The 18,684-nt window shown below is 49.1% G+C and carries 16 protein-coding genes; 8 read left to right on the forward strand and 8 right to left on the reverse strand.

Annotated features, from left to right (window positions below):
* Positions 1-2: 2 nt before the first annotated feature.
* From prfA to trmA, 3 genes are all read left to right on the forward strand, one after another.
* Positions 3-1,079 (forward strand): peptide chain release factor 1, encoded by a 1,077-nt coding sequence (gene prfA / locus HMPREF3047_RS07860; protein WP_049329850.1) that lies wholly within the window; start codon positions 3-5, stop codon positions 1,077-1,079.
* A 150-nt stretch (positions 1,080-1,229) separates the two neighbouring features.
* Entirely contained in the window at positions 1,230-2,732 is a 1,503-nt protein-coding gene (gene pta / locus HMPREF3047_RS07865) for a phosphate acetyltransferase (protein WP_070713145.1), read from the forward strand.
* A 117-nt stretch (positions 2,733-2,849) separates the two neighbouring features.
* Positions 2,850-3,935 (forward strand): tRNA (uridine(54)-C5)-methyltransferase TrmA, encoded by a 1,086-nt coding sequence (trmA, locus tag HMPREF3047_RS07870; RefSeq protein ID WP_003745788.1) that lies wholly within the window; start codon positions 2,850-2,852, stop codon positions 3,933-3,935.
* A 69-nt stretch (positions 3,936-4,004) separates the two neighbouring features.
* Here the strand turns inward: trmA and HMPREF3047_RS07875 are convergent, their stop codons facing one another.
* The gene (locus HMPREF3047_RS07875) at positions 4,005-5,045 is read right to left on the reverse strand and encodes a zinc-dependent alcohol dehydrogenase family protein (RefSeq protein ID WP_003745786.1); all 1,041 of its coding nucleotides are present in this window, start codon (positions 5,043-5,045) and stop codon (positions 4,005-4,007) included.
* Between the two features lie 162 nt (positions 5,046-5,207).
* On the opposite strand from HMPREF3047_RS07875, the gene mutY reads away from it, so the two are divergent.
* Complete coding sequence (gene mutY, locus HMPREF3047_RS07880) at positions 5,208-6,242, forward strand: A/G-specific adenine glycosylase (RefSeq protein WP_003745785.1); 1,035 nt, start codon at positions 5,208-5,210, stop codon at positions 6,240-6,242.
* Between the two features lie 6 nt (positions 6,243-6,248).
* On the opposite strand, the gene HMPREF3047_RS07885 is transcribed toward mutY, so the two are convergent.
* Complete coding sequence (locus HMPREF3047_RS07885; RefSeq protein WP_003745784.1) at positions 6,249-6,605, reverse strand: hypothetical protein; 357 nt, start codon at positions 6,603-6,605, stop codon at positions 6,249-6,251.
* Between the two features lie 3 nt (positions 6,606-6,608).
* Positions 6,609-6,806, reverse strand: coding sequence for a zinc-finger domain-containing protein (locus HMPREF3047_RS07890; RefSeq protein ID WP_003745781.1), 198 nt, complete (start codon positions 6,804-6,806; stop codon positions 6,609-6,611).
* A gap of 113 nt (positions 6,807-6,919) precedes the next feature.
* Here HMPREF3047_RS07890 and HMPREF3047_RS07895 point away from each other — a divergent pair, with 113 nt between their 5' ends.
* The gene (locus HMPREF3047_RS07895; protein WP_036493773.1) at positions 6,920-7,414 is read left to right on the forward strand and encodes a DMP19 family protein; all 495 of its coding nucleotides are present in this window, start codon (positions 6,920-6,922) and stop codon (positions 7,412-7,414) included.
* A gap of 63 nt (positions 7,415-7,477) precedes the next feature.
* Here the strand turns inward: HMPREF3047_RS07895 and HMPREF3047_RS07900 are convergent, their stop codons facing one another.
* Both HMPREF3047_RS07900 and HMPREF3047_RS07905 read right to left on the reverse strand, forming a co-directional pair.
* Complete coding sequence (locus HMPREF3047_RS07900; RefSeq protein ID WP_003745777.1) at positions 7,478-8,251, reverse strand: M48 family metallopeptidase; 774 nt, start codon at positions 8,249-8,251, stop codon at positions 7,478-7,480.
* A 108-nt stretch (positions 8,252-8,359) separates the two neighbouring features.
* Positions 8,360-9,292 (reverse strand): serine hydrolase, encoded by a 933-nt coding sequence (locus HMPREF3047_RS07905; RefSeq protein ID WP_172884817.1) that lies wholly within the window; start codon positions 9,290-9,292, stop codon positions 8,360-8,362.
* Positions 9,293-9,581: 289 nt separating this feature from the next.
* Here HMPREF3047_RS07905 and clpX point away from each other — a divergent pair, with 289 nt between their 5' ends.
* A complete protein-coding gene (clpX, locus tag HMPREF3047_RS07910; RefSeq protein WP_070713150.1) occupies positions 9,582-10,847 on the forward strand; it encodes an ATP-dependent Clp protease ATP-binding subunit ClpX in 1,266 nt (421 codons plus the stop codon).
* A 263-nt stretch (positions 10,848-11,110) separates the two neighbouring features.
* Here the strand turns inward: clpX and HMPREF3047_RS07915 are convergent, their stop codons facing one another.
* A complete protein-coding gene (locus tag HMPREF3047_RS07915; RefSeq protein WP_070713154.1) occupies positions 11,111-11,344 on the reverse strand; it encodes a hypothetical protein in 234 nt (77 codons plus the stop codon).
* Between the two features lie 428 nt (positions 11,345-11,772).
* Here HMPREF3047_RS07915 and HMPREF3047_RS07920 point away from each other — a divergent pair, with 428 nt between their 5' ends.
* A complete protein-coding gene (locus tag HMPREF3047_RS07920; RefSeq protein WP_141756565.1) occupies positions 11,773-13,155 on the forward strand; it encodes a DEAD/DEAH box helicase in 1,383 nt (460 codons plus the stop codon).
* Positions 13,156-13,338: 183 nt separating this feature from the next.
* Here the strand turns inward: HMPREF3047_RS07920 and acnB are convergent, their stop codons facing one another.
* Both acnB and HMPREF3047_RS07930 read right to left on the reverse strand, forming a co-directional pair.
* Complete coding sequence (acnB, locus tag HMPREF3047_RS07925) at positions 13,339-15,924, reverse strand: bifunctional aconitate hydratase 2/2-methylisocitrate dehydratase (RefSeq protein WP_070713160.1); 2,586 nt, start codon at positions 15,922-15,924, stop codon at positions 13,339-13,341.
* Between the two features lie 200 nt (positions 15,925-16,124).
* The gene (locus HMPREF3047_RS07930; protein WP_070583547.1) at positions 16,125-17,162 is read right to left on the reverse strand and encodes a sensor histidine kinase; all 1,038 of its coding nucleotides are present in this window, start codon (positions 17,160-17,162) and stop codon (positions 16,125-16,127) included.
* A 93-nt stretch (positions 17,163-17,255) separates the two neighbouring features.
* Between HMPREF3047_RS07930 and argH the strand changes: the two genes are divergently transcribed.
* Positions 17,256-18,635, forward strand: a complete 1,380-nt coding sequence (gene argH, locus HMPREF3047_RS07935; protein WP_070713164.1) for an argininosuccinate lyase — start codon at positions 17,256-17,258, stop codon at positions 18,633-18,635.
* The last annotated feature ends 49 nt before the right edge of the window (positions 18,636-18,684 follow it).

An 18,684-nucleotide genomic window follows, 5' to 3' on the forward strand; every position in this document is an offset into this window, starting at 1 on the left:
TTATGAAGCCGTCTATCTTAGAAAAACTACAACAACTCAGCGACCGACTGGAAGAAGTCACGCATCTGCTCGGACAGCCTGAAGCCACGTCCGACATGGACAACTACCGCAAACTCACGCGCGAACACGCCGAACTGACCCCCGTGGTCGAAGTGTTCCAAAACTATCAGCTGGCGCAAAGCGACTTGGCGGATGCCGAAGAAATGCTGTCCGACCCTGAAATGAAAGACTTTGCCGCCGAAGAAATCGAAGCGGCCAAAGCCAAAATCGACGAACTCGATACCGAATTGCAAAAACTGCTGCTGCCAAAAGATGCCGATGACGACAAAAACATCTTTATCGAAGTGCGCGCTGGTACCGGCGGCGACGAAGCCGCGCTGTTTGCAGGCGATTTGCTGCGTATGTACAGCCGCTACGCCGAGCGCAACCGCTGGCAGGTTGAAATCGTTTCCGCCAACGAAAGCGAATTAGGCGGCTATAAAGAAGTCATCGCCCGCATTATCGGCTTGGGTGCATACAGCCGTCTGAAATTTGAATCCGGCGGCCACCGCGTGCAACGCGTTCCTGCCACCGAAAGCCAAGGCCGTATCCACACTTCAGCCTGTACCGTTGCCGTCATGCCCGAAGCAGACGAACTCGAAGACATCGAGTTGAACCCCGCCGATCTGCGCATCGACACCTTCCGCGCATCCGGTGCCGGCGGTCAGCACATCAACAAAACCGACTCCGCCGTCCGTATTACCCACTTGCCGACAGGCATGGTGGTCGAATGCCAAGACGGCCGCAGCCAACACGCCAACAAAGCGCAGGCGATGAAAGTCCTCGCCGCCCGCTTAAACGATGCGCAAAAACGCGAAGCCCAAGCCAAAGAAGCCGCCGAACGCAAATCCCTGATCGGAAGCGGCGACCGCAGCGAACGCATCCGCACCTACAACTACCCTCAAGGCCGTGTGACCGACCACCGCATCAACCTTACCCTGCACAAACTGGATTTTGTGATGGACGGCGATTTGGAAGAAATCACCAATGCCCTGATTGCCGAGCATCAAGCCGAGCTTTTGGCGGCAATGGGGGATTGATGGATTTGGTCCATTGCGTTTATACTTTTTCAGACGGCCTGATGACATATGTCAATATGACCGTGTATATGTTATCCCAAAGTGATAAAATGCAGCACCAGCTGCACAACAGCAACACCCTTCTACAATCACCGAAAGAGAGGACACAAAATGGCAAAAATCCTGATCGCACCGGTATCTACCGGCCTGAGCGCCGATGCAGCGGCAAAAGCATTTGCAGCGGCATTGAATGCGCAAGTTTTCCAAGCCGTTGACTCCACTACAGAAACCCTGTTGGCTCAAGGCAAGAGCGACGACTGGTTTGACGCGCTTGTCGGTAAAGTTGCAGCATTGAATGCAGACAATCTCGTTATCGAAGGCATCACTCCTGATGCAGACAAATTGTTCTTGGCAGGCAAAAACGTCGAATTGGCGCTGTCTTTAGACGCTGGCGTTGTATTGGCGCTGAAATCCGACAATACCGACGCGGCCGCCATCGCCCAACAATTAAACCTCGCCAAACAGCTCTACACTAACTCCCCAGGCTTATTGGAAGGCTTTATCATTGACGGCGCAGCCGCTGCTTTAGGCGCACAAGTTGCCGAGCAAACCGGCCTGACTTTCTTCGGCTCCAGCGACAAACTGCAAGACGTATCCGCTTTGGCCAAACGCGAAGCTAAACGCCTGTCTCCAGCCCAATTCCGTTACAACCTGATCGATTTCGCACGCAAAGCCGATATGCGCATCGTCCTGCCTGAAGGCGCAGAACCACGCACCGTCGCCGCCGCCGCTATCTGTCACGAAAAAGGCATCGCCCGTTGCGTACTGTTGGCGACCCGCGAAGAAGTTGAGGCCGTTGCTAAAGAACGCAGCATTTCCCTGCCTGATTCTTTGGAAATCATTGATCCTGCTACTTTGGTTGAACAATACGTTGAGCCGATGTGCGAATTGCGTAAATCCAAAGGCCTGACTCCTGAAGATGCACGCAAACAGCTGCAAGACACCGTCGTACTCGGTACCATGATGATGGCTCAAAACGACGTTGACGGTTTGGTTTCCGGCGCAGTCCACACTACTGCCAACACCATCCGTCCTGCCCTGCAACTGATTAAAACCGCTCCGGGTGCAAGCCTCGTATCCAGCGTATTCTTCATGTTGCTGCCTAACCAAGTTTTGGCTTTCGGCGACTGCGCGGTTAACCCGAACCCAACGCCTGAACAACTGGCCGACATCGCCATTCAATCTGCCGACAGTGCCAAAGCCTTCGGTATCGATCCCAAAGTGGCCATGATTTCCTACTCCACCATCAACTCAGGCAGCGGCCCTGATGTCGATGCAGTGATCGAAGCAACCAAACTGGCGAAAGAAAAACGCCCTGATTTGGCCATCGAAGGCCCGCTGCAATACGATGCGGCTACCGTTCCATCCATCGGCAAATCCAAAGCTCCGGGCAGCGCTGTTGCCGGTCAAGCAACCGTTTTGGTTTTCCCAGACCTCAATACCGGCAACTGTACTTACAAAGCCGTACAACGCAGCGCCAACGTCCTGAGCGTAGGTCCGTTATTGCAAGGTTTGCGCAAACCGGTTAACGACTTGTCCCGCGGCGCATTGATTGAAGACATCGTCTTCACCATCGCCCTGACTGCCGTTCAAGCCAAACAAATGCAAGGCTGATTGACAAGCTGATGCTTTGAAATCAAAGGCCGTCTGAAACCAATGTTTCAGACGGCCTTTCGTATCTTTGCACCAACTATATTATAATTCGCCATTATTTTCTGAAAGACTGCCCTGATGACTGCCTACCAGCAACAACTAGCCGATAAAAAGCAATATCTTCAGCAACTTTTCCAAGGACTGGATTTCCCTGAAATCGAAGTCTTTGAATCTCCGGAACAGCATTACAGAATGCGTGCCGAGTTCCGCATCTGGCATGAGGGCGGCGAAATGTTTTACGCCATGTTTGAGCGCGGGCAAAAGGCAAGCGGGGCAAGCCTGATTCGTTGCGACCAATTTCCTGCCGCATCCGAATCCATCAATGCCTTGATGCCGAAACTGATTGAAGCCGCATCCAATCATCCCGAGCTGAAAAACCGCTGGTACGCCGTCGAATTTTTGTCCACTTTAAGCGGCGAAATGCTGGTAACCATGATTTACCACAAGAAGCTGAACGAAGCATGGCAACAAGCCACGCAAGAGCTGGCGCACAATTTGGGCATCCACATCATCGGCCGCAGCCGCGGACAAAAAATCGTATTGAGCCAAGATTTTGTGACCGAAGCATTGGAAGTCAACGGCAAAACCTTCTGCTATCGTCAAATCGAGGGCAGCTTTACCCAACCCAATGCCCAAGTGTGCCAAAAAATGCTGACGTGGGCGTGTAATGCAGCACAAAACTTAGGCAAAGACCTGCTTGAGCTGTACTGCGGCAACGGCAATTTTACCCTGCCGCTTTCACAACATTTCAATCAGGTGCTGGCAACCGAAGTTTCCAAAACTTCCGTCAACGCCGCCCAATGGAATATTGAAGCCAACCAAATTACCAATCTTAAAATCGCCCGCCTGTCTGCGGAAGAGTTTACCGAGGCCTACACGCAAAACCGTGAATTCCGCCGCCTGCAAGAACAAGGCATCGACTTGAAAAACTATGACTTTTCAACTATTTTTGTCGATCCTCCACGCGCCGGTGTTGATGATGAGACGCTCAAATTGGTGGCCCGATTCGACAACGTCCTCTATATTTCCTGCAACCCTGAGACCCTGCGCGCCAATCTCGACACGCTCTGTCAAACCCATACCATTGAACGCGCCGCCCTGTTCGACCAATTCCCATTTACCCACCATATCGAAAGCGGCGTTTGGTTGAAGAAGAAAAAATAAAACCATACAAAAAGGCCGTCTGAATGTTCAGACGGCCTTTAATTAACGGCATATTAAGCGATTTTCAAATCAATCCGCTTCCAAAACTACTTTCATGGCTTGGTTTTCAGCAGCGTGTTTGAATACATCGTAAGCTTTTTCCAATTCGCTGAATTTGAAATGGTGGGTCATCATTTTGGTGTAATCTACTGAGCTGCTGGAAATGGCTTTCATCAGCATTTCGGTGGTATTGGCGTTAACCAGGCCGGTAGTAATGGCAAGGTTTTTAATCCACAGTTTTTCCAGTTTGAAATCAACGGATTGACCATGTACACCGACCACTGCGATATGACCGCCGGGTTTCACGATGTCTTGACACATATTCCAAGTCGCAGGGATACCGACCGCTTCAATGGCGCAATCTACGCCGTCTTCGCCGACGATAGCGGTAACTTGCTTGCTCACATCACCGGAAGCAGGGTTGATGGTATGGGTCGCGCCCAATTCTTTCGCCAGTTTCAAGCGGTTTTCATCCATATCGCAAACGATGATGGCGGCAGGGCTATACAGTTGCGCAGTCAGCAACGCAGACATACCGACAGGGCCGGCACCGGCGATGAATACGGTATCGCCAGGTTTCACATCGCCATATTGCACGCCGATTTCGTGGGCGGTAGGCAAGGCATCGCTCAACAGCAGGGCAACTTCTTCGTTGACGTTGTCAGGCAGCGGAACCAAGCTGTTGTCGGCATAAGGCGTACGGACGTATTCGGCTTGCGTACCGTCGATCATATAGCCCAAGATCCAACCGCCGTTGCGGCAGTGTGAATAAAGTTGGATTTTACAGTTGTCGCAAGTACAGCATTTGCTGACACATGAAATAATGACTTTATCACCAACTTTGATGTTTTTTACAGCGTCGCCGACTTCTTCTACAATACCGATGCCCTCATGACCGAGAATACGACCGTCGGCAACTTCAGGGTTTTTACCCTTCCAAATACCCAAGTCAGTACCGCAAATCGTGGTTTTAACGATTTTGACGACTGCATCGGTCGGATCGATAATTTGAGGACGAGGTTTTTCTTCGAAACGGATGTCGTTTGCGCCATGATAAACCATTGCTTTCATGTGAATCTCCTTGATCGGTTAATAAACTTTAACAATACAGCGTAAATCCACGTTAACTATATTTATATACCCCTCCACCAGATAAGTCAATCCTGACTATTATTTCGTATGTTATAGTGTAACACTATGTTTTAAAAATGAATAATTAAAAAGTAAATATTAATGAACACACCCACATCCTTCGCGCGACGACTCATCGATTGGCAACGGCTGCATGGCCGTCACAACTTGCCTTGGCAGGTCAAAGACCCTTATTCCGTCTGGCTTTCAGAAATCATGCTCCAACAAACACAGGTTGCTACCGTATTGGACTACTATCCGCGTTTCTTAGCCAAATTCCCAACCGTGCAATCGCTTGCCGCTGCGCCGCAAGACGAGGTTTTATCCTTGTGGGCAGGCTTGGGCTATTACAGCCGCGCACGCAACCTGCACAAAGCCGCGCAACAAGTCATCGGACAATTCGGCGGTATCTTTCCATCCGAACGCAAGGACTTGGAGTCGCTCTGCGGCGTAGGCAGAAGTACCGCTGCCGCCATTTCTGCCTTTGCTTTCAACCGACGAGAAACCATCTTGGACGGCAACGTCAAACGCGTTCTCTGCCGTGTCTTTGCCCAAGACGGCAATCCGCAAGATAAAAAATTTGAAAATTCGCTTTGGACACTTGCCGAAAGCCTGCTGCCGTCTGAAAACGCCGATATGCCTGCCTATACACAAGGGCTGATGGATTTAGGCGCAACCGTCTGCAAACGGACAAAACCTTTGTGTCATCAATGCCCTATGGCAGACATCTGCGAAGCAAAAAAACAAAACCGCATTGACGAGCTTCCCCGCAAAAAAACTGCTCCCGAAGTGCAAACCCTACCGCTTTACTGGCTGATTATCCATAACACTGACGGCGCATTATTGCTTGAAAAACGCCCTGCCAAAGGCATTTGGGGCGGTCTGTATTGCGTACCCTGTTTTGAAAAATTAGACGATTTGTATGCTTACGCCGAACGCTTCGGCATTATTTCAGACGGCCTTGAAGAACAAACCACGTTTACCCACCGCCTAACCCACCGTTTATTGATGATTACCCCTTTTCAGACGCAACAAAGGCCGTCTGAACATCTTTCAGACGGCCTTTGGGTATCATTGGAACATTTGGCGGATTATGGTTTGCCCAAACCTTTAATCAAATATTTGACTAAAGGCTAAACCGCCCTATTCCACAATCTCTTTAAATACAACTTCTTTTCCGCCGCGAATCAGTACGGCAAACCCGTCGCCAATCTGCCAACGCGAGCTTGGATTGGCGTACTCGACGCCCTGACTCCGCAAGCGGACTTGCACCAGTTTCTCAACCGTATTGCCTTCACGCAGCTCAACCATCATCGGGCTGTGGCTGTTGATATAAATTGCAGTAATCGTCCGACCTTGTGCGGATTGATAACGGACAGAATACGTCTGCGCCTGTGCAATGACCGGTAACGGCGCGTCAGGGCGCACGGCCTTATACGAGCCGCACGCAGCGCACAAACTCACGCACAAAGCGCAGATGATTTTGTTCGACATAGACATAGATTAGTAATGATGATGCGGAATCTCGCCATCAAGACGGTAATAAGTGCCGCAATACGGGCATTCAATCTCACTATTGGACTGAATCGGCAAGAACACGCGCGGATGGCCGTTCCATGTTTCATGATTAGGGCCGGAGCAATGCAGCGGCAAATCCTGCGGTTTGATGACTACAACGTTTTTTTCAGACTGTGTACTCATGGTTTGGTTCCTCACTATGTTTTCTTATCTTCCGATATTGTAAAGCAAAACGGCTGCTAGGTTCAGACTGAAAACATTATATAATCACTTTTTTCAGACGGCCTTTGATGATGATGACTACCCTGCTCCGCCTTCAAGATTTCGATACTTCCGATTCCGCCTCATTTCTTTATACACTCAGCGCAGCCTATTTGGACCACACCGAACAGGCAGGCGACGAGGAAATGTCCGGCCTCAACGACGAACAGCATACATTGACCGCCCTTTGCTACCTCGACAGCCAAGTTCAAGAAGGCGGCTTCGTACAGCTTATCGCTTCAGGATACGGAGAATACATCTTTGGCAACCCGGTTGCCGACAGCCTGCGCCGCTGGCGCATCAAACCGATACCGAAAATCTTAGACAAAGCCAAAGCCTTGTACGAAAAACACGGCGAAGCCATTGAAAAAATGGCAGACGAGCAAAAGGATTTCGACGAAATCCGCAAAGCTTTTCCCGATTTTGAAGAGCTTGACGGCGATTATTATGACGTTGCCGACGAAGACTTGGAAACTGCGGCAGCCTACGTTCAGGCAAATTGGGATAAATTTGCCAAACTGTCAGGCTGAAACCATAAAACTTTGCCGGTTTGAATCATCTGTTCAAACCGGCAAAATCATCAATACATCGAATTAACGCTTGTTTTTCTGATAAATCGGCATTACTTCAGGCAACATTTTACGGATTGCATTGATACGCGCCTGATTGGTCGGGTGGGTCGACAAAATAGACAATGAGCTGCCGCCCTGTACTTTGTTCATTTTTTCCCACACGCTTACCGCAGCCTCAGGGTTGTAGCCTGCTTCAGCCATCAAACGCACACCGCCGGCATCCGCTTCGCTTTCCTGATGGCGTGAGAACGGTTTGGTTGCCAACAAATCTGCACCCAAGCCGACCAAATCACCATCCACACCGGTTGAGCTGGCCAAAATCGAACCGCCCAAGCCGGTCAATACTTGTCCGCCCAAGGCTTTTTTACTGTGTTCCAACAGAGCATGGGTCATTTCATGGCCGACAACGGCGGCAATTTCATCATCAGTCAGCTTCAATTTCTCTACTATACCGGTGTACACGGCCATTTTACCGCCTGGCATTGCCCATGCGTTCATTTCATCACTGCGGATAACGTTCATCTGCCAGTTGAAAGGCACGCCGGTTTTGTTGGCGCGCTCAGCATGAGGACGCAGACGTGCAAACACGCGTTGAACGCGTTGAGCAGTTGGAGATGAAACATCCAAAGCTTTTTGACCACGCGCGTTTTGAATGACTTGTGAGTAACTTTTGGCAGCATCTTCATTCAAAGTCGCAGTATCATAGCCAACCATATCCGCTACAGAAGTACAGCCGGTCAACGCCAAAATCACACCCATACCGGCCCAATATTTTTTATTCCATTTTTTCAACATGTTTTCTCTCTGTGTTTTAAAATTAATGTAACGACATTGTACCCAAATTTAATACCCTTTACACAAAAGGCCGTCTGAACGGTTTCAGACGGCCTTTAAGCGTAATATTTAAGAACGGCGCTGCAGCATCCAAGACTCAATCTTACGCGCATCGTTCACGCGGGTTGTGGAAGACGGAGAGTTGAGCAATACAATGGTAATCGGCTGATTCTGTACATTGGCCTTAACCACCATAGAACGTCCTGCTTCACGAATATAGCCGGTTTTCTGCAATTCGATATTCCAGCTGCCCTCACGCACCAAGGCATTGGAGTTTTTGTAGTTTTGACGACCATTTGCCGTCCAAACCGAGCCGTAATTTGAAGTCGAATTTTTACGGATCAGCGGATACTTACTGGCTGCCGCAACCATGCGGTTCAAATCGCGTGCAGTGGAAACGTTTTGGAAATTCAAACCGGTAGGCTCATAGAAACGGCTGCTGCTCATGCCCAGGCTTTGCGCTTTGGCATTCATAGCCGCAACAAATGCGCTCATACCGCCCGGATAAGTACGGCCCAATGCATGAGTAGCACGGTTTTCACTGCTCATCAGGCTCAGGTGCAACAGTTCGCCGCGTGTCAGCGTCGTGCCGATGCTCAAACGGCTGCCTGTACCTTTCAGGCGGTCGATTTCAGCCTCGGTAATCGTAATCGGCTCGTTCATATCGAGATGCGCATCCAACACCACCATCGCACTCATCAATTTAGAAATAGAGGCAATCGGCATGACACGATCAGGGTTTTTCTGATACAGCACTTCACCGGTTTTATTATTGAAAATCAAAGCAGATTGCGAAGACAGCAGAGGACCTGCCAAAGCGGCTTGAGCTTCGACTTGGTCGGCATGACTCAATGCAAAAGCTTCCAGCGGGTCATTTTGCACTGGGAAATTTTGCTCCAAAAATTGTCCCAATACATCCATATCATTGGCAACGGCAGGCGCAGAAGCAAAGGCCAATGCCACACCTGTCCATACCATTCCTAAAGTTTTATAGATTTTCATATCTGCCAATTCAAAAAAATACATTTAATTCAACATTCTGTTAAATTTTTCAACAATTGTAAAGCGAGTTGAGAAAACTTTGCGTTTGTTTGCGAGATATTCAAATCCAACGTCCGCATCTGTTTCTTAGACGATACGGCGCAATGCCTGCTCTGATTTGAAAAAACACAAGATAGTCATTATACTTAGGCTCCTTTGTCAGAGGCATTCCCTCAATCCGGCAATACGCCCGAAATATCTGTTCCCCCTTTACAACACAGCCTCCATACAACCATACGAAGAAATTATTATGTCTGAAGAAAAACGCACCTGTTCATTCTGCGGGAAGTCCGAAAACGACGTTAAAAACCTGATCGAAGGCGAACACGCCTTCATCTGCAACGAATGTGTAGAAACTTGCGGCATAATGCTGCAAGACAACGAGTTCGGCGAAATTGAAAACGAGCTTGTCAAAGCGAAAGAAGAAAACGCCGAGAAAAAACTGCCTACCCCGGCCGAAATCGTTGCCAACCTCAACGACCACGTTATCGGTCAGGAACACGCAAAAAAAGCGTTGGCAGTATCGGTTTACAACCACTACAAACGCCTGCGCCACCCGAAAGCGGAGGGCAAAGTCGAGTTGTCCAAATCCAATATCCTGCTCATCGGCCCTACCGGCTCAGGTAAAACCCTGTTGGCGCAATCTTTGGCGCGCAAACTGGATGTACCTTTTGTCATGGCGGATGCCACAACTTTGACCGAAGCCGGTTATGTCGGTGAAGACGTCGAACAAATCATCACCAAACTTTTGGGCAAATGTGATTTTGACGTTGAAAAAGCCCAGCGCGGCATCGTTTATATCGATGAAATCGATAAAATTTCACGCAAAAGCGACAATCCGTCCATCACGCGCGACGTATCCGGCGAAGGCGTGCAACAAGCCTTGCTGAAACTGATTGAAGGCACGGTAGCCAGCGTTCCCCCTCAAGGCGGCCGCAAACATCCAAACCAAGAATTCATCAACGTTGATACTACCAACATCCTCTTTATCTGCGGTGGCGCATTTGCCGGCTTGGAAAAAGTCATCCGACAACGTACTGAAAAAGGCGGTATCGGCTTTGGTGCAGCGGTACACAGCAAAGATGAAAACGCCGATATTTCAGCACTGTTTGAAACAGTCGAGCCTGAAGATTTGATTAAATTCGGTTTGATTCCCGAGCTTATCGGCCGTCTGCCCGTGATTGCCACATTGGCAGAATTGGACGAAGATGCTTTGGTCAACATTTTGACCGAACCGAAAAATGCCTTGGTCAAACAATATCAAACCTTGTTTGAAATGGAAGATGTCGGCCTTGAGTTTGAAGAAGACGCTTTGCGCAGCATCGCCAAACTGGCAATGGAACGCAAAACCGGTGCGCGCGGTCTGCGTTCTATCGTCGAACGTTGCCTCTTGGACACCATGTACGCCCTGCCAGATTTGAAAGGCGTAGCAAAAGTCGTCATCAATAAAGAGGTCGTGGAAAAAGGCGATCAGCCAAAACTTTTCCGTGAAGACGGCAGCGAATATAAGCAATAAGGATCATTCTCTAAAAAAGACGTGTAACCGTTACACGTCTTTTTTATTTTTTAATAAAACCAAAAGCATATCTTTGAATAATGGCCTTATACATGAAAAAACAAAGGCCGTCTGAAACATATTCAGACGGCCTTTGTTTTCAAGTTGCTCTAAGTCTGCCTTCATCCGGAGTATTGATGATGGTGACTTCCTTGAATTTTATGAAACTTATTTTTTTGCTTTTTTAACAGCTTTTTTAGCAGGAACAGCAGTTTCAGAATCAGCTACAGGCTCGCAGCAGGATCGGAAGCAACTGATTCAGCTGTACGTTGATAGCCTTTGCCTTTCATGCAAGCATCAAATACAGCGCGGTCAGCATTTTCACCAGATGCTTGTTGGCATTGAGTCATTGCTTCTTCAACAGTGATGCGTGGCACTGCCGCTTCTTCAGGTTTGGAAGAAGAACAAGCTGCCAACATCAGGCTACCGGTTGCAAGAGCGATTAATAAAGTTTTCATAATTGTATATTCCTAAATTTTGATTTTATGGTTTACCGTTAAACGGGAGATACAGGCTACAAAACAAGCTCTGCACCTCAATATTGAGTACATGAGTGCAATTTAGTTTCATTTCAACCTGTAAGTTTTTGATAAATTAATTCTATTGAAGTTAAGACAAATGCTTAATCCCCAATAAACTCAAAATCTTGCAGACTAGTCATTTTTTCTGTTTTTTCACTGTAAAAATATCAAAACGTGGCTGTTGCTAATCGCAACCATCATTTGGGGAGTCCCTCTTTTTATGGCATAATGGACTACTTACCGGATAGTTCCGTACCCCTTTTTTCAAACCGCAGAATCAACATCATACTGCGGTTTATCCATTTCAGAATCAGATTTTTCAGACGGCCTCATTATTCAAAAGGCCGTCTGAACAGAAAGCCACCATCATGAATCCTTTCTCTTCACTCGGTTTAGGCAGCGAATTAGTCTCTGCCCTGACCGATCAGGGTTATGAAAACCCGACGCCTATCCAAGCCGCAGCGATTCCTAAAGCATTGGCAGGACACGACCTTTTGGCCGCAGCACAAACCGGCACAGGTAAAACCGCCGCCTTTATGCTGCCCAGTCTCGAACGCCTGAAACGCTACGCCACATCCAGCACCTCCCCAGCCATGCACCCTGTCCGCATGTTGGTATTGACCCCTACCCGCGAACTGGCCGATCAAATCGATCAAAACGTGCAGGCCTATATTAAAAATCTTCCTTTGCGCCATACTGTCCTCTTCGGCGGCGTCAATATGGACAAACAAACTGCCGACTTGCGCGCCGGTTGCGAAATCGTTGTTGCTACGGTTGGCCGACTACTTGACCACGTCAAACAAAAAAACATCAATTTAAATAAAGTTGAAATCGTCGTACTCGATGAAGCCGACCGTATGCTTGATATGGGTTTCATCGACGATATCCGCAAAATCATGCAGATGCTGCCCAAACAGCGACAAACCCTGCTTTTCTCCGCCACTTTCTCACCTCCTATCCGCAAGCTTGCGCAAGATTTTATGCACACGCCGGAAATGGTTGAAGTGGCTGCACAAAACACAACCAACGCCAATGTCGAGCAACACATCATTGCCGTTGATGCACTTAAAAAACGCAACCTACTCGAACGTCTGATTGTTGATTTGCATATGAATCAAGTCATTGTATTCTGCAAAACCAAACAAAGCGTCGATCAAGTTACCCGCGACCTCGTCCGCCGCAACATTGCCGCCCAATCCATCCACGGTGACAAATCCCAACAAAGCCGACTGGAAACCCTCAATGCCTTTAAAGAAGGTACATTACGCGTTTTGGTTGCCACCGACGTTGCCGCACGCGGCCTGGATATTGCCGAGTTGCCTTTCGTCATCAACTACGAGCTGCCGACCCAACCTGAAGACTACGTCCACCGCATCGGACGTACCGGCCGGGCCGGTGCTGACGGCGTTGCCATTTCCTTGATGGATAAAACCGAACAGAAAATGTTTGAATCCATTAAAGAGCTGATCGGCAGCGATTTGAATGTGGAACGCATCGAAGGCTTTGAGCCGCATTGGTGGGGCAACGACAATCAAGATGAAGCGGTTCAGCACAACGACAGCCGCTCCCGCCGCGATGATAGAAACAAACGCAACGAATACGCGAATAAGTCAGACAAAAACTCGAAAAAAGCAGAAGAGAAAAACGATCCGGGTATTGTCTGCGGCAAAATTGCCGGCAGAACACGCCGCAGCCGTCACGAGCGTCAGACTTGCGCCCTGCTCCAACCTGGTTTTGGCGTAAAGTAAACAACGCTGATTAATCGGTTTTCTGATTATTTATCCTAAGCAAAGGCCGTCTGAAACTTATCTTTCAGACGGCCTTTTATTAAACTAAAAATAAAAAGGACGTGATGAACACGCCCTTTATTTTTCCGTTTCAGACGGACTTTATTATTTAAGGCCGTCTGAAAATCGGTTTACCTTGCTATATTAAACATTCACGGTTTCGGCTACTTCATTGTAGCTGTCGATTTCGTTGAAGTTCATGTAGCGGTAGATTTGGTCGCCCTGCTCGTTGATGATACCGATATTGGCTTGGTATTCTTCAACAGTCGGGATTTTACCCAGTTTGGAGCAGATTGCCGCCAACTCAGCCGAGCCGAGGTAAACAAAGGTGTTTTTACCCAAGCGGTTCGGGAAGTTACGGGTAGAAGTGGACATTACAGTCGCGCCTTCGTGTACTTGTGCTTGGTTACCCATACACAATGAGCAACCCGGCATTTCCATACGAGCGCCTGCACGGCCGAGTACACCGTAGTGACCTTCGTCGGACAACTCTTTCGCGTCCATTTTGGTCGGCGGCGCCATCCACAGGCGGACGGGGATGTCGGACTTACCTTCCAAAAGTTTGGAGGCAGCGCGGAAGTGACCGATGTTGGTCATACAAGAACCGATGAACACTTCGTCGATTTTGGTGCCGGAACGTTCGGACATGAAGCATACATCGTCCGGATCGTTCGGGCAGGCGATAATCGGCTCTTTGATGTCGTCCATGTTGATTTCAATCACGGCGGCGTATTCGGCATCTTTATCCGCTTCGAGCAGCTCCGGGTTCGCCAGCCATGCTTCCATGGCTTTGATACGGCGTTCCAAAGTGCGCGAATCTTGATAGCCGTCGGCAATCATGTTTTTCATCAACACAATGTTGGATTTCATGTACTCGATAATCGGCTCTTTGTTGAGCTTCACAGTACAGCCTGCAGCAGAACGTTCGGCAGACGCGTCAGTCAATTCAAAGGCTTGTTCCACTTTCAAATCAGGCAGACCTTCGATTTCGAGGATGCGGCCGGAGAAGATATTTTTCTTACCGGCTTTAGCAACAGTAAGCAGGCCTTGTTTAATCGCGTACAACGGAATGGCGTTCACCAAATCGCGCAGGGTTACGCCCGGTTGCAGTTTGCCGCTGAAGCGTACCAATACAGACTCAGGCATATCGAGCGGCATTACACCAGTAGCTGCTGCGAAAGCAACCAAGCCGGAGCCGGCAGGGAAAGAAATACCGATAGGGAAACGGGTGTGGCTGTCGCCGCCGGTACCGACTGTATCAGGCAACAACAGACGGTTGAGCCATGAGTGAATCACGCCGTCGCCCGGACGCAGGGATACGCCGCCACGGGTAGAAATGAAGGCGGGCAATTCTTTATGGGTTCTCACATCGACAGGTTTTGGATAAGCGGCGGTGTGACAGAAAGACTGCATCACCATATCTGCTGAGAAGCCCAAGCAAGCCAGGTCTTTCAATTCGTCGCGAGTCATAGGGCCGGTAGTATCTTGCGAGCCGACAGTAGTCATGCGTGGTTCGCAGTAAGTACCCGGACGCACGCCTTTACCTTCCGGCAAACCGCAGGCACGACCAACCATTTTTTGCGCCAAGGTGAAACCGGCTTTGCTTTCAGCTGGTGCTTGAGGCAGACGGAACTCGGTAGAAGCAGGCAATTTCAGTGCTTCGCGCGCTTTGGCAGTCAGACCGCGACCGATAATTAGGTTGATACGACCACCGGCTTGTACTTCATCCAGCAATACTTGTGATTTCAGGCTGAATTCGGCAACGGTTTCGCCATTTTTCACGATCTTGCCTTCATAAGGCAGGATATCGACGACATCGCCCATTTTCAGCGCGGAAACATCGACTTCAATCGGCAGTGCGCCGGAGTCTTCTTGAGTATTGAAGAAGATAGGAGCAATTTTGCCACCCAGGCATACGCCGCCGAAACGTTTGTTCGGTACGAACGGAATATCTTCGCCTGTATGCCAAATCACAGAGTTGGTAGCAGATTTACGTGAAGAACCGGTACCGACCACGTCGCCAACGTAAGCAACCGGATGGCCTTTGGCTTTGAGTTCTTCCAATAATTTAATCGGACCGACTTCGCCCGGTTTGTCAGGATTGATGCCGTCGCGCGGGTTTTTCAACATCGCCAGCGCGTGCAGAGGGATATCAGGACGGCTCCATGCGTCAGGTGCAGGAGAGAGGTCGTCTGTATTGGTTTCACCGTCGACTTTGAATACGGTAACAGTGATTTTTTCTGGAACTTTGGCACGAGAAGTGAACCATTCGGCATCTGCCCAAGATTGCAATACTTCTTGCGCGTATTTATTGCCTTTTTCGGCTTTTTCTTGAACATCGTGGAAAGAGTCAAACATCAACAGAGTATGTTTCAGACCATTTGCAGCGATAGGTGCAAGTTTGTCGTTGTCCAAGAGTTCGATGAGTGCATGAATGTTGTAACCGCCAAGCATGGTACCTAACAGCTCGGTAGCATACTCAGGGGAAATCAGCGGACTGGATGCGCTGCCTTCGGCAACGGCTGCCAAAAATGAGGCTTTAACTTTGGCGGCATCGTCCACACCGGGTGGTACGCGGTGAGCCAACAGCTCAACCAAGAACTCACCTTCACCGGCAGGTGGATTTTTCAGCAGCTCAACCAAATCAGCAGTCTGCTGAGCAGTCAGAGGAAGGGGGGGAATACCAAGGGTGGCGCGCTCGGCGGCGGCTTTACGATAGGCTTCTAACATCTCTTTGTTCCTTTTTCTGTTTTTTCTTCTGGACAATTGCAAATGATTTGCAATTAAGGATTGTAAACAATCCTTTTAAGTATCATAGACCAGTTTTCAAAAAATGGGAACAGTTATGTTACTGAACGTAATAAATTTAAACTATTTTGTTTAATGTATTAATAGTCCAACCTATCCAAAGCCGCCCTCTTCTAAGCGTTTTAGCCAAACAGACGGGAAACTTCGGCTGATTTTTTACGGTACGGCAATATGATTTCAACGCGGAACAGGCCGTCTGATTGGATGCTTCTGATTTTCGCATCGGTGTCATACATCAAAGTCAGGCGCTCTTTCAGATTGCGCAGAGCCATAGAATTGCCTTTATGCGGCTTGGTATTTTCGTTAGGTTCCGTTCCGCACGGATTTTCGATACTGATGAAAATAGATGATTTCTCCAATTTTGTTAATACCGTAATTATCCCTGGACGGTGGATAGATTCGACACCATGGAATACAGCATTTTCCAAAAGCGGTTGCAACAGCAAATGCGGCGTTTCTGCATCGTCGGGTGCATGGTGTTGCCACATAACCTGTACGCGCATATGTCCCATGCGGATTTGCTCGATGGCAATATATTCCTGCGCCCACTCGATTTCCTGTCCTAAGGTGCTGTTTTGACTACCGTCGCGCAGTTGTGCGCGGAACAAGTTGGCCAAATTTTCCAGCAAAGTTTCCGCGTCATACGGACGCAGACGGATTAAGCTGATGGCGGCATTCAAGCTGTTAAACAAGAAATGCGGACGGATACGCGCTGTCAACGCGCTCAGTCTGGCTTCGGAAATGGAAGGCGCAAGGCTGTTGCGGCGGGCTGCTTCGATGTACATGAAACTGAAACAAAAAAAGGTCAGCAAGAAGAAGTGTTGAATCAGCGGCCAAATTTCCGTCTTCAAAATCACTAGATCGACAAACAAGAAAATCAGCAGGTTGGAGACGTAGGAAACCACGACGCTGTACTGCGAGCGAAGCAGGGACGGCGCAAATGCCTGTAAGAAATAGACCTTGAGTAAAATTAAAAGGATGACGGGGCAAGCCCATGAAAAATGTTGGAAAATCTGTTCCGGATAAGGCACGCCCGATACCGTCATCAACGGAAAGATAAACAAACTGATTAACAAAACAATGAGCAGGCGCACCAAAGTTGCGGAATTGCGCAAATCCGGCACTGCGAAATTCTGGTTTATTTGACGTATAATAGACATGATTTCAACCGTTTTCTTTCATAATGTATAGACGGGTCTGCTATATTGAAGACGTAGACCCTGTTTTTTTATTTATATTTTAAGGATGCTGATATGAGCAAGGACAAAACCTGGTCAGGCCGTTTTAACGAACCTGTTTCCGAGCTGGTCAAAAAATATACCGGCTCGATTGATTTTGACAAACGACTGGCAGAATGGGACATCCAAGGCTCGCTGGCACACGCGCAAATGCTGACACAGTCGGGCGTTTTGAGCGAAGACGACCTCTCCGTCATCCGTCAAGGCATGGCCGAGATTATAGCAGAAATCAAGGAAGGAACTATTTCCTGGTCGCTGGATTTGGAAGATGTCCACATGAACATCGAACGCCGCCTCACCGACAAAATCGGCGACGCCGGCAAACGCCTGCACACCGGCCGCAGCCGCAACGACCAAGTCGCTACCGACATCCGCCTGTGGCTGCGTGATCAAATTACCGTTATCCAAAGCCTGATTCAAAACCTTCAGACGGCCTTGGTTGATTTGGCGGAGCAAAATGTGGAAACCGTCATGCCCGGCTTTACCCACCTGCAAGTTGCCCAGCCGGTCAGCTTCGGACACCACATGCTCGCCTACGTCGAAATGCTCGGCCGCGATTTCGAGCGCATGGCCGACTGCCGCAAACGCGTCAACCGTATGCCGCTCGGCGCCGCCGCACTGGCCGGTACCACCTACCCGATTCAGCGCGAAATCACCGCCGAACTATTGGGCTTTGAACAAATCTGCCAAAACTCGCTCGATGCCGTGTCTGACCGCGATTTTGCCATTGAGTTCACAGCCGCCGCTTCCCTGATTATGGTTCACCTGAGCCGTCTTTCCGAAGAATTGATTTTGTGGATGAGTCCGCGTTTCGGCTTTATCGATATTGCCGACCGTTTCTGCACCGGCTCGTCCATCATGCCGCAAAAGAAAAATCCCGACGTACCCGAACTGGTGCGCGGCAAATCCGGTCGCGTGATTGGCCACCTGATCGGCCTGGTTACCCTGATGAAATCGCAACCTTTGGCATACAACAAAGACAATCAGGAAGACAAAGAGCCTCTGTTTGATACTGCCGACACGCTTATCGACACCCTGCGCATTTACGCCGACATGATGCGCGGCGTGACCGTCAAACCCGACAATATGCGCGCCGCCGTAATGCAGGGTTTTGCAACGGCTACCGACTTGGCGGATTACTTGGTGAAAAAAGGCATGCCTTTCCGCGACAGCCATGAAGTCGTTGCCCAAGCCGTGCGCCATGCCGATGAAGCTGGCGTTGATTTAAGCGAATTGCCGCTTGAAGTCCTGCAAGGTTTCAGCGGTTTGATTGCCAACGATGTTTACGGCCTACTGACACCCGAAGGCAGCTTAAACGCGCGCAACCACTTGGGCGGCACTGCGCCTGAACAAGTCCGTTTCCAAGTTAAACGCTGGCGTGAATTGTTGGCTTAAACCCATCTAAACACATAATAAAAGGCCGTCTGAAAATTTTCAGACGGCC

It is taken from the genome of Neisseria sp. HMSC075C10 (assembly GCF_001815615.1).
GTDB lineage: Bacteria > Pseudomonadota > Gammaproteobacteria > Burkholderiales > Neisseriaceae > Neisseria > Neisseria subflava_A.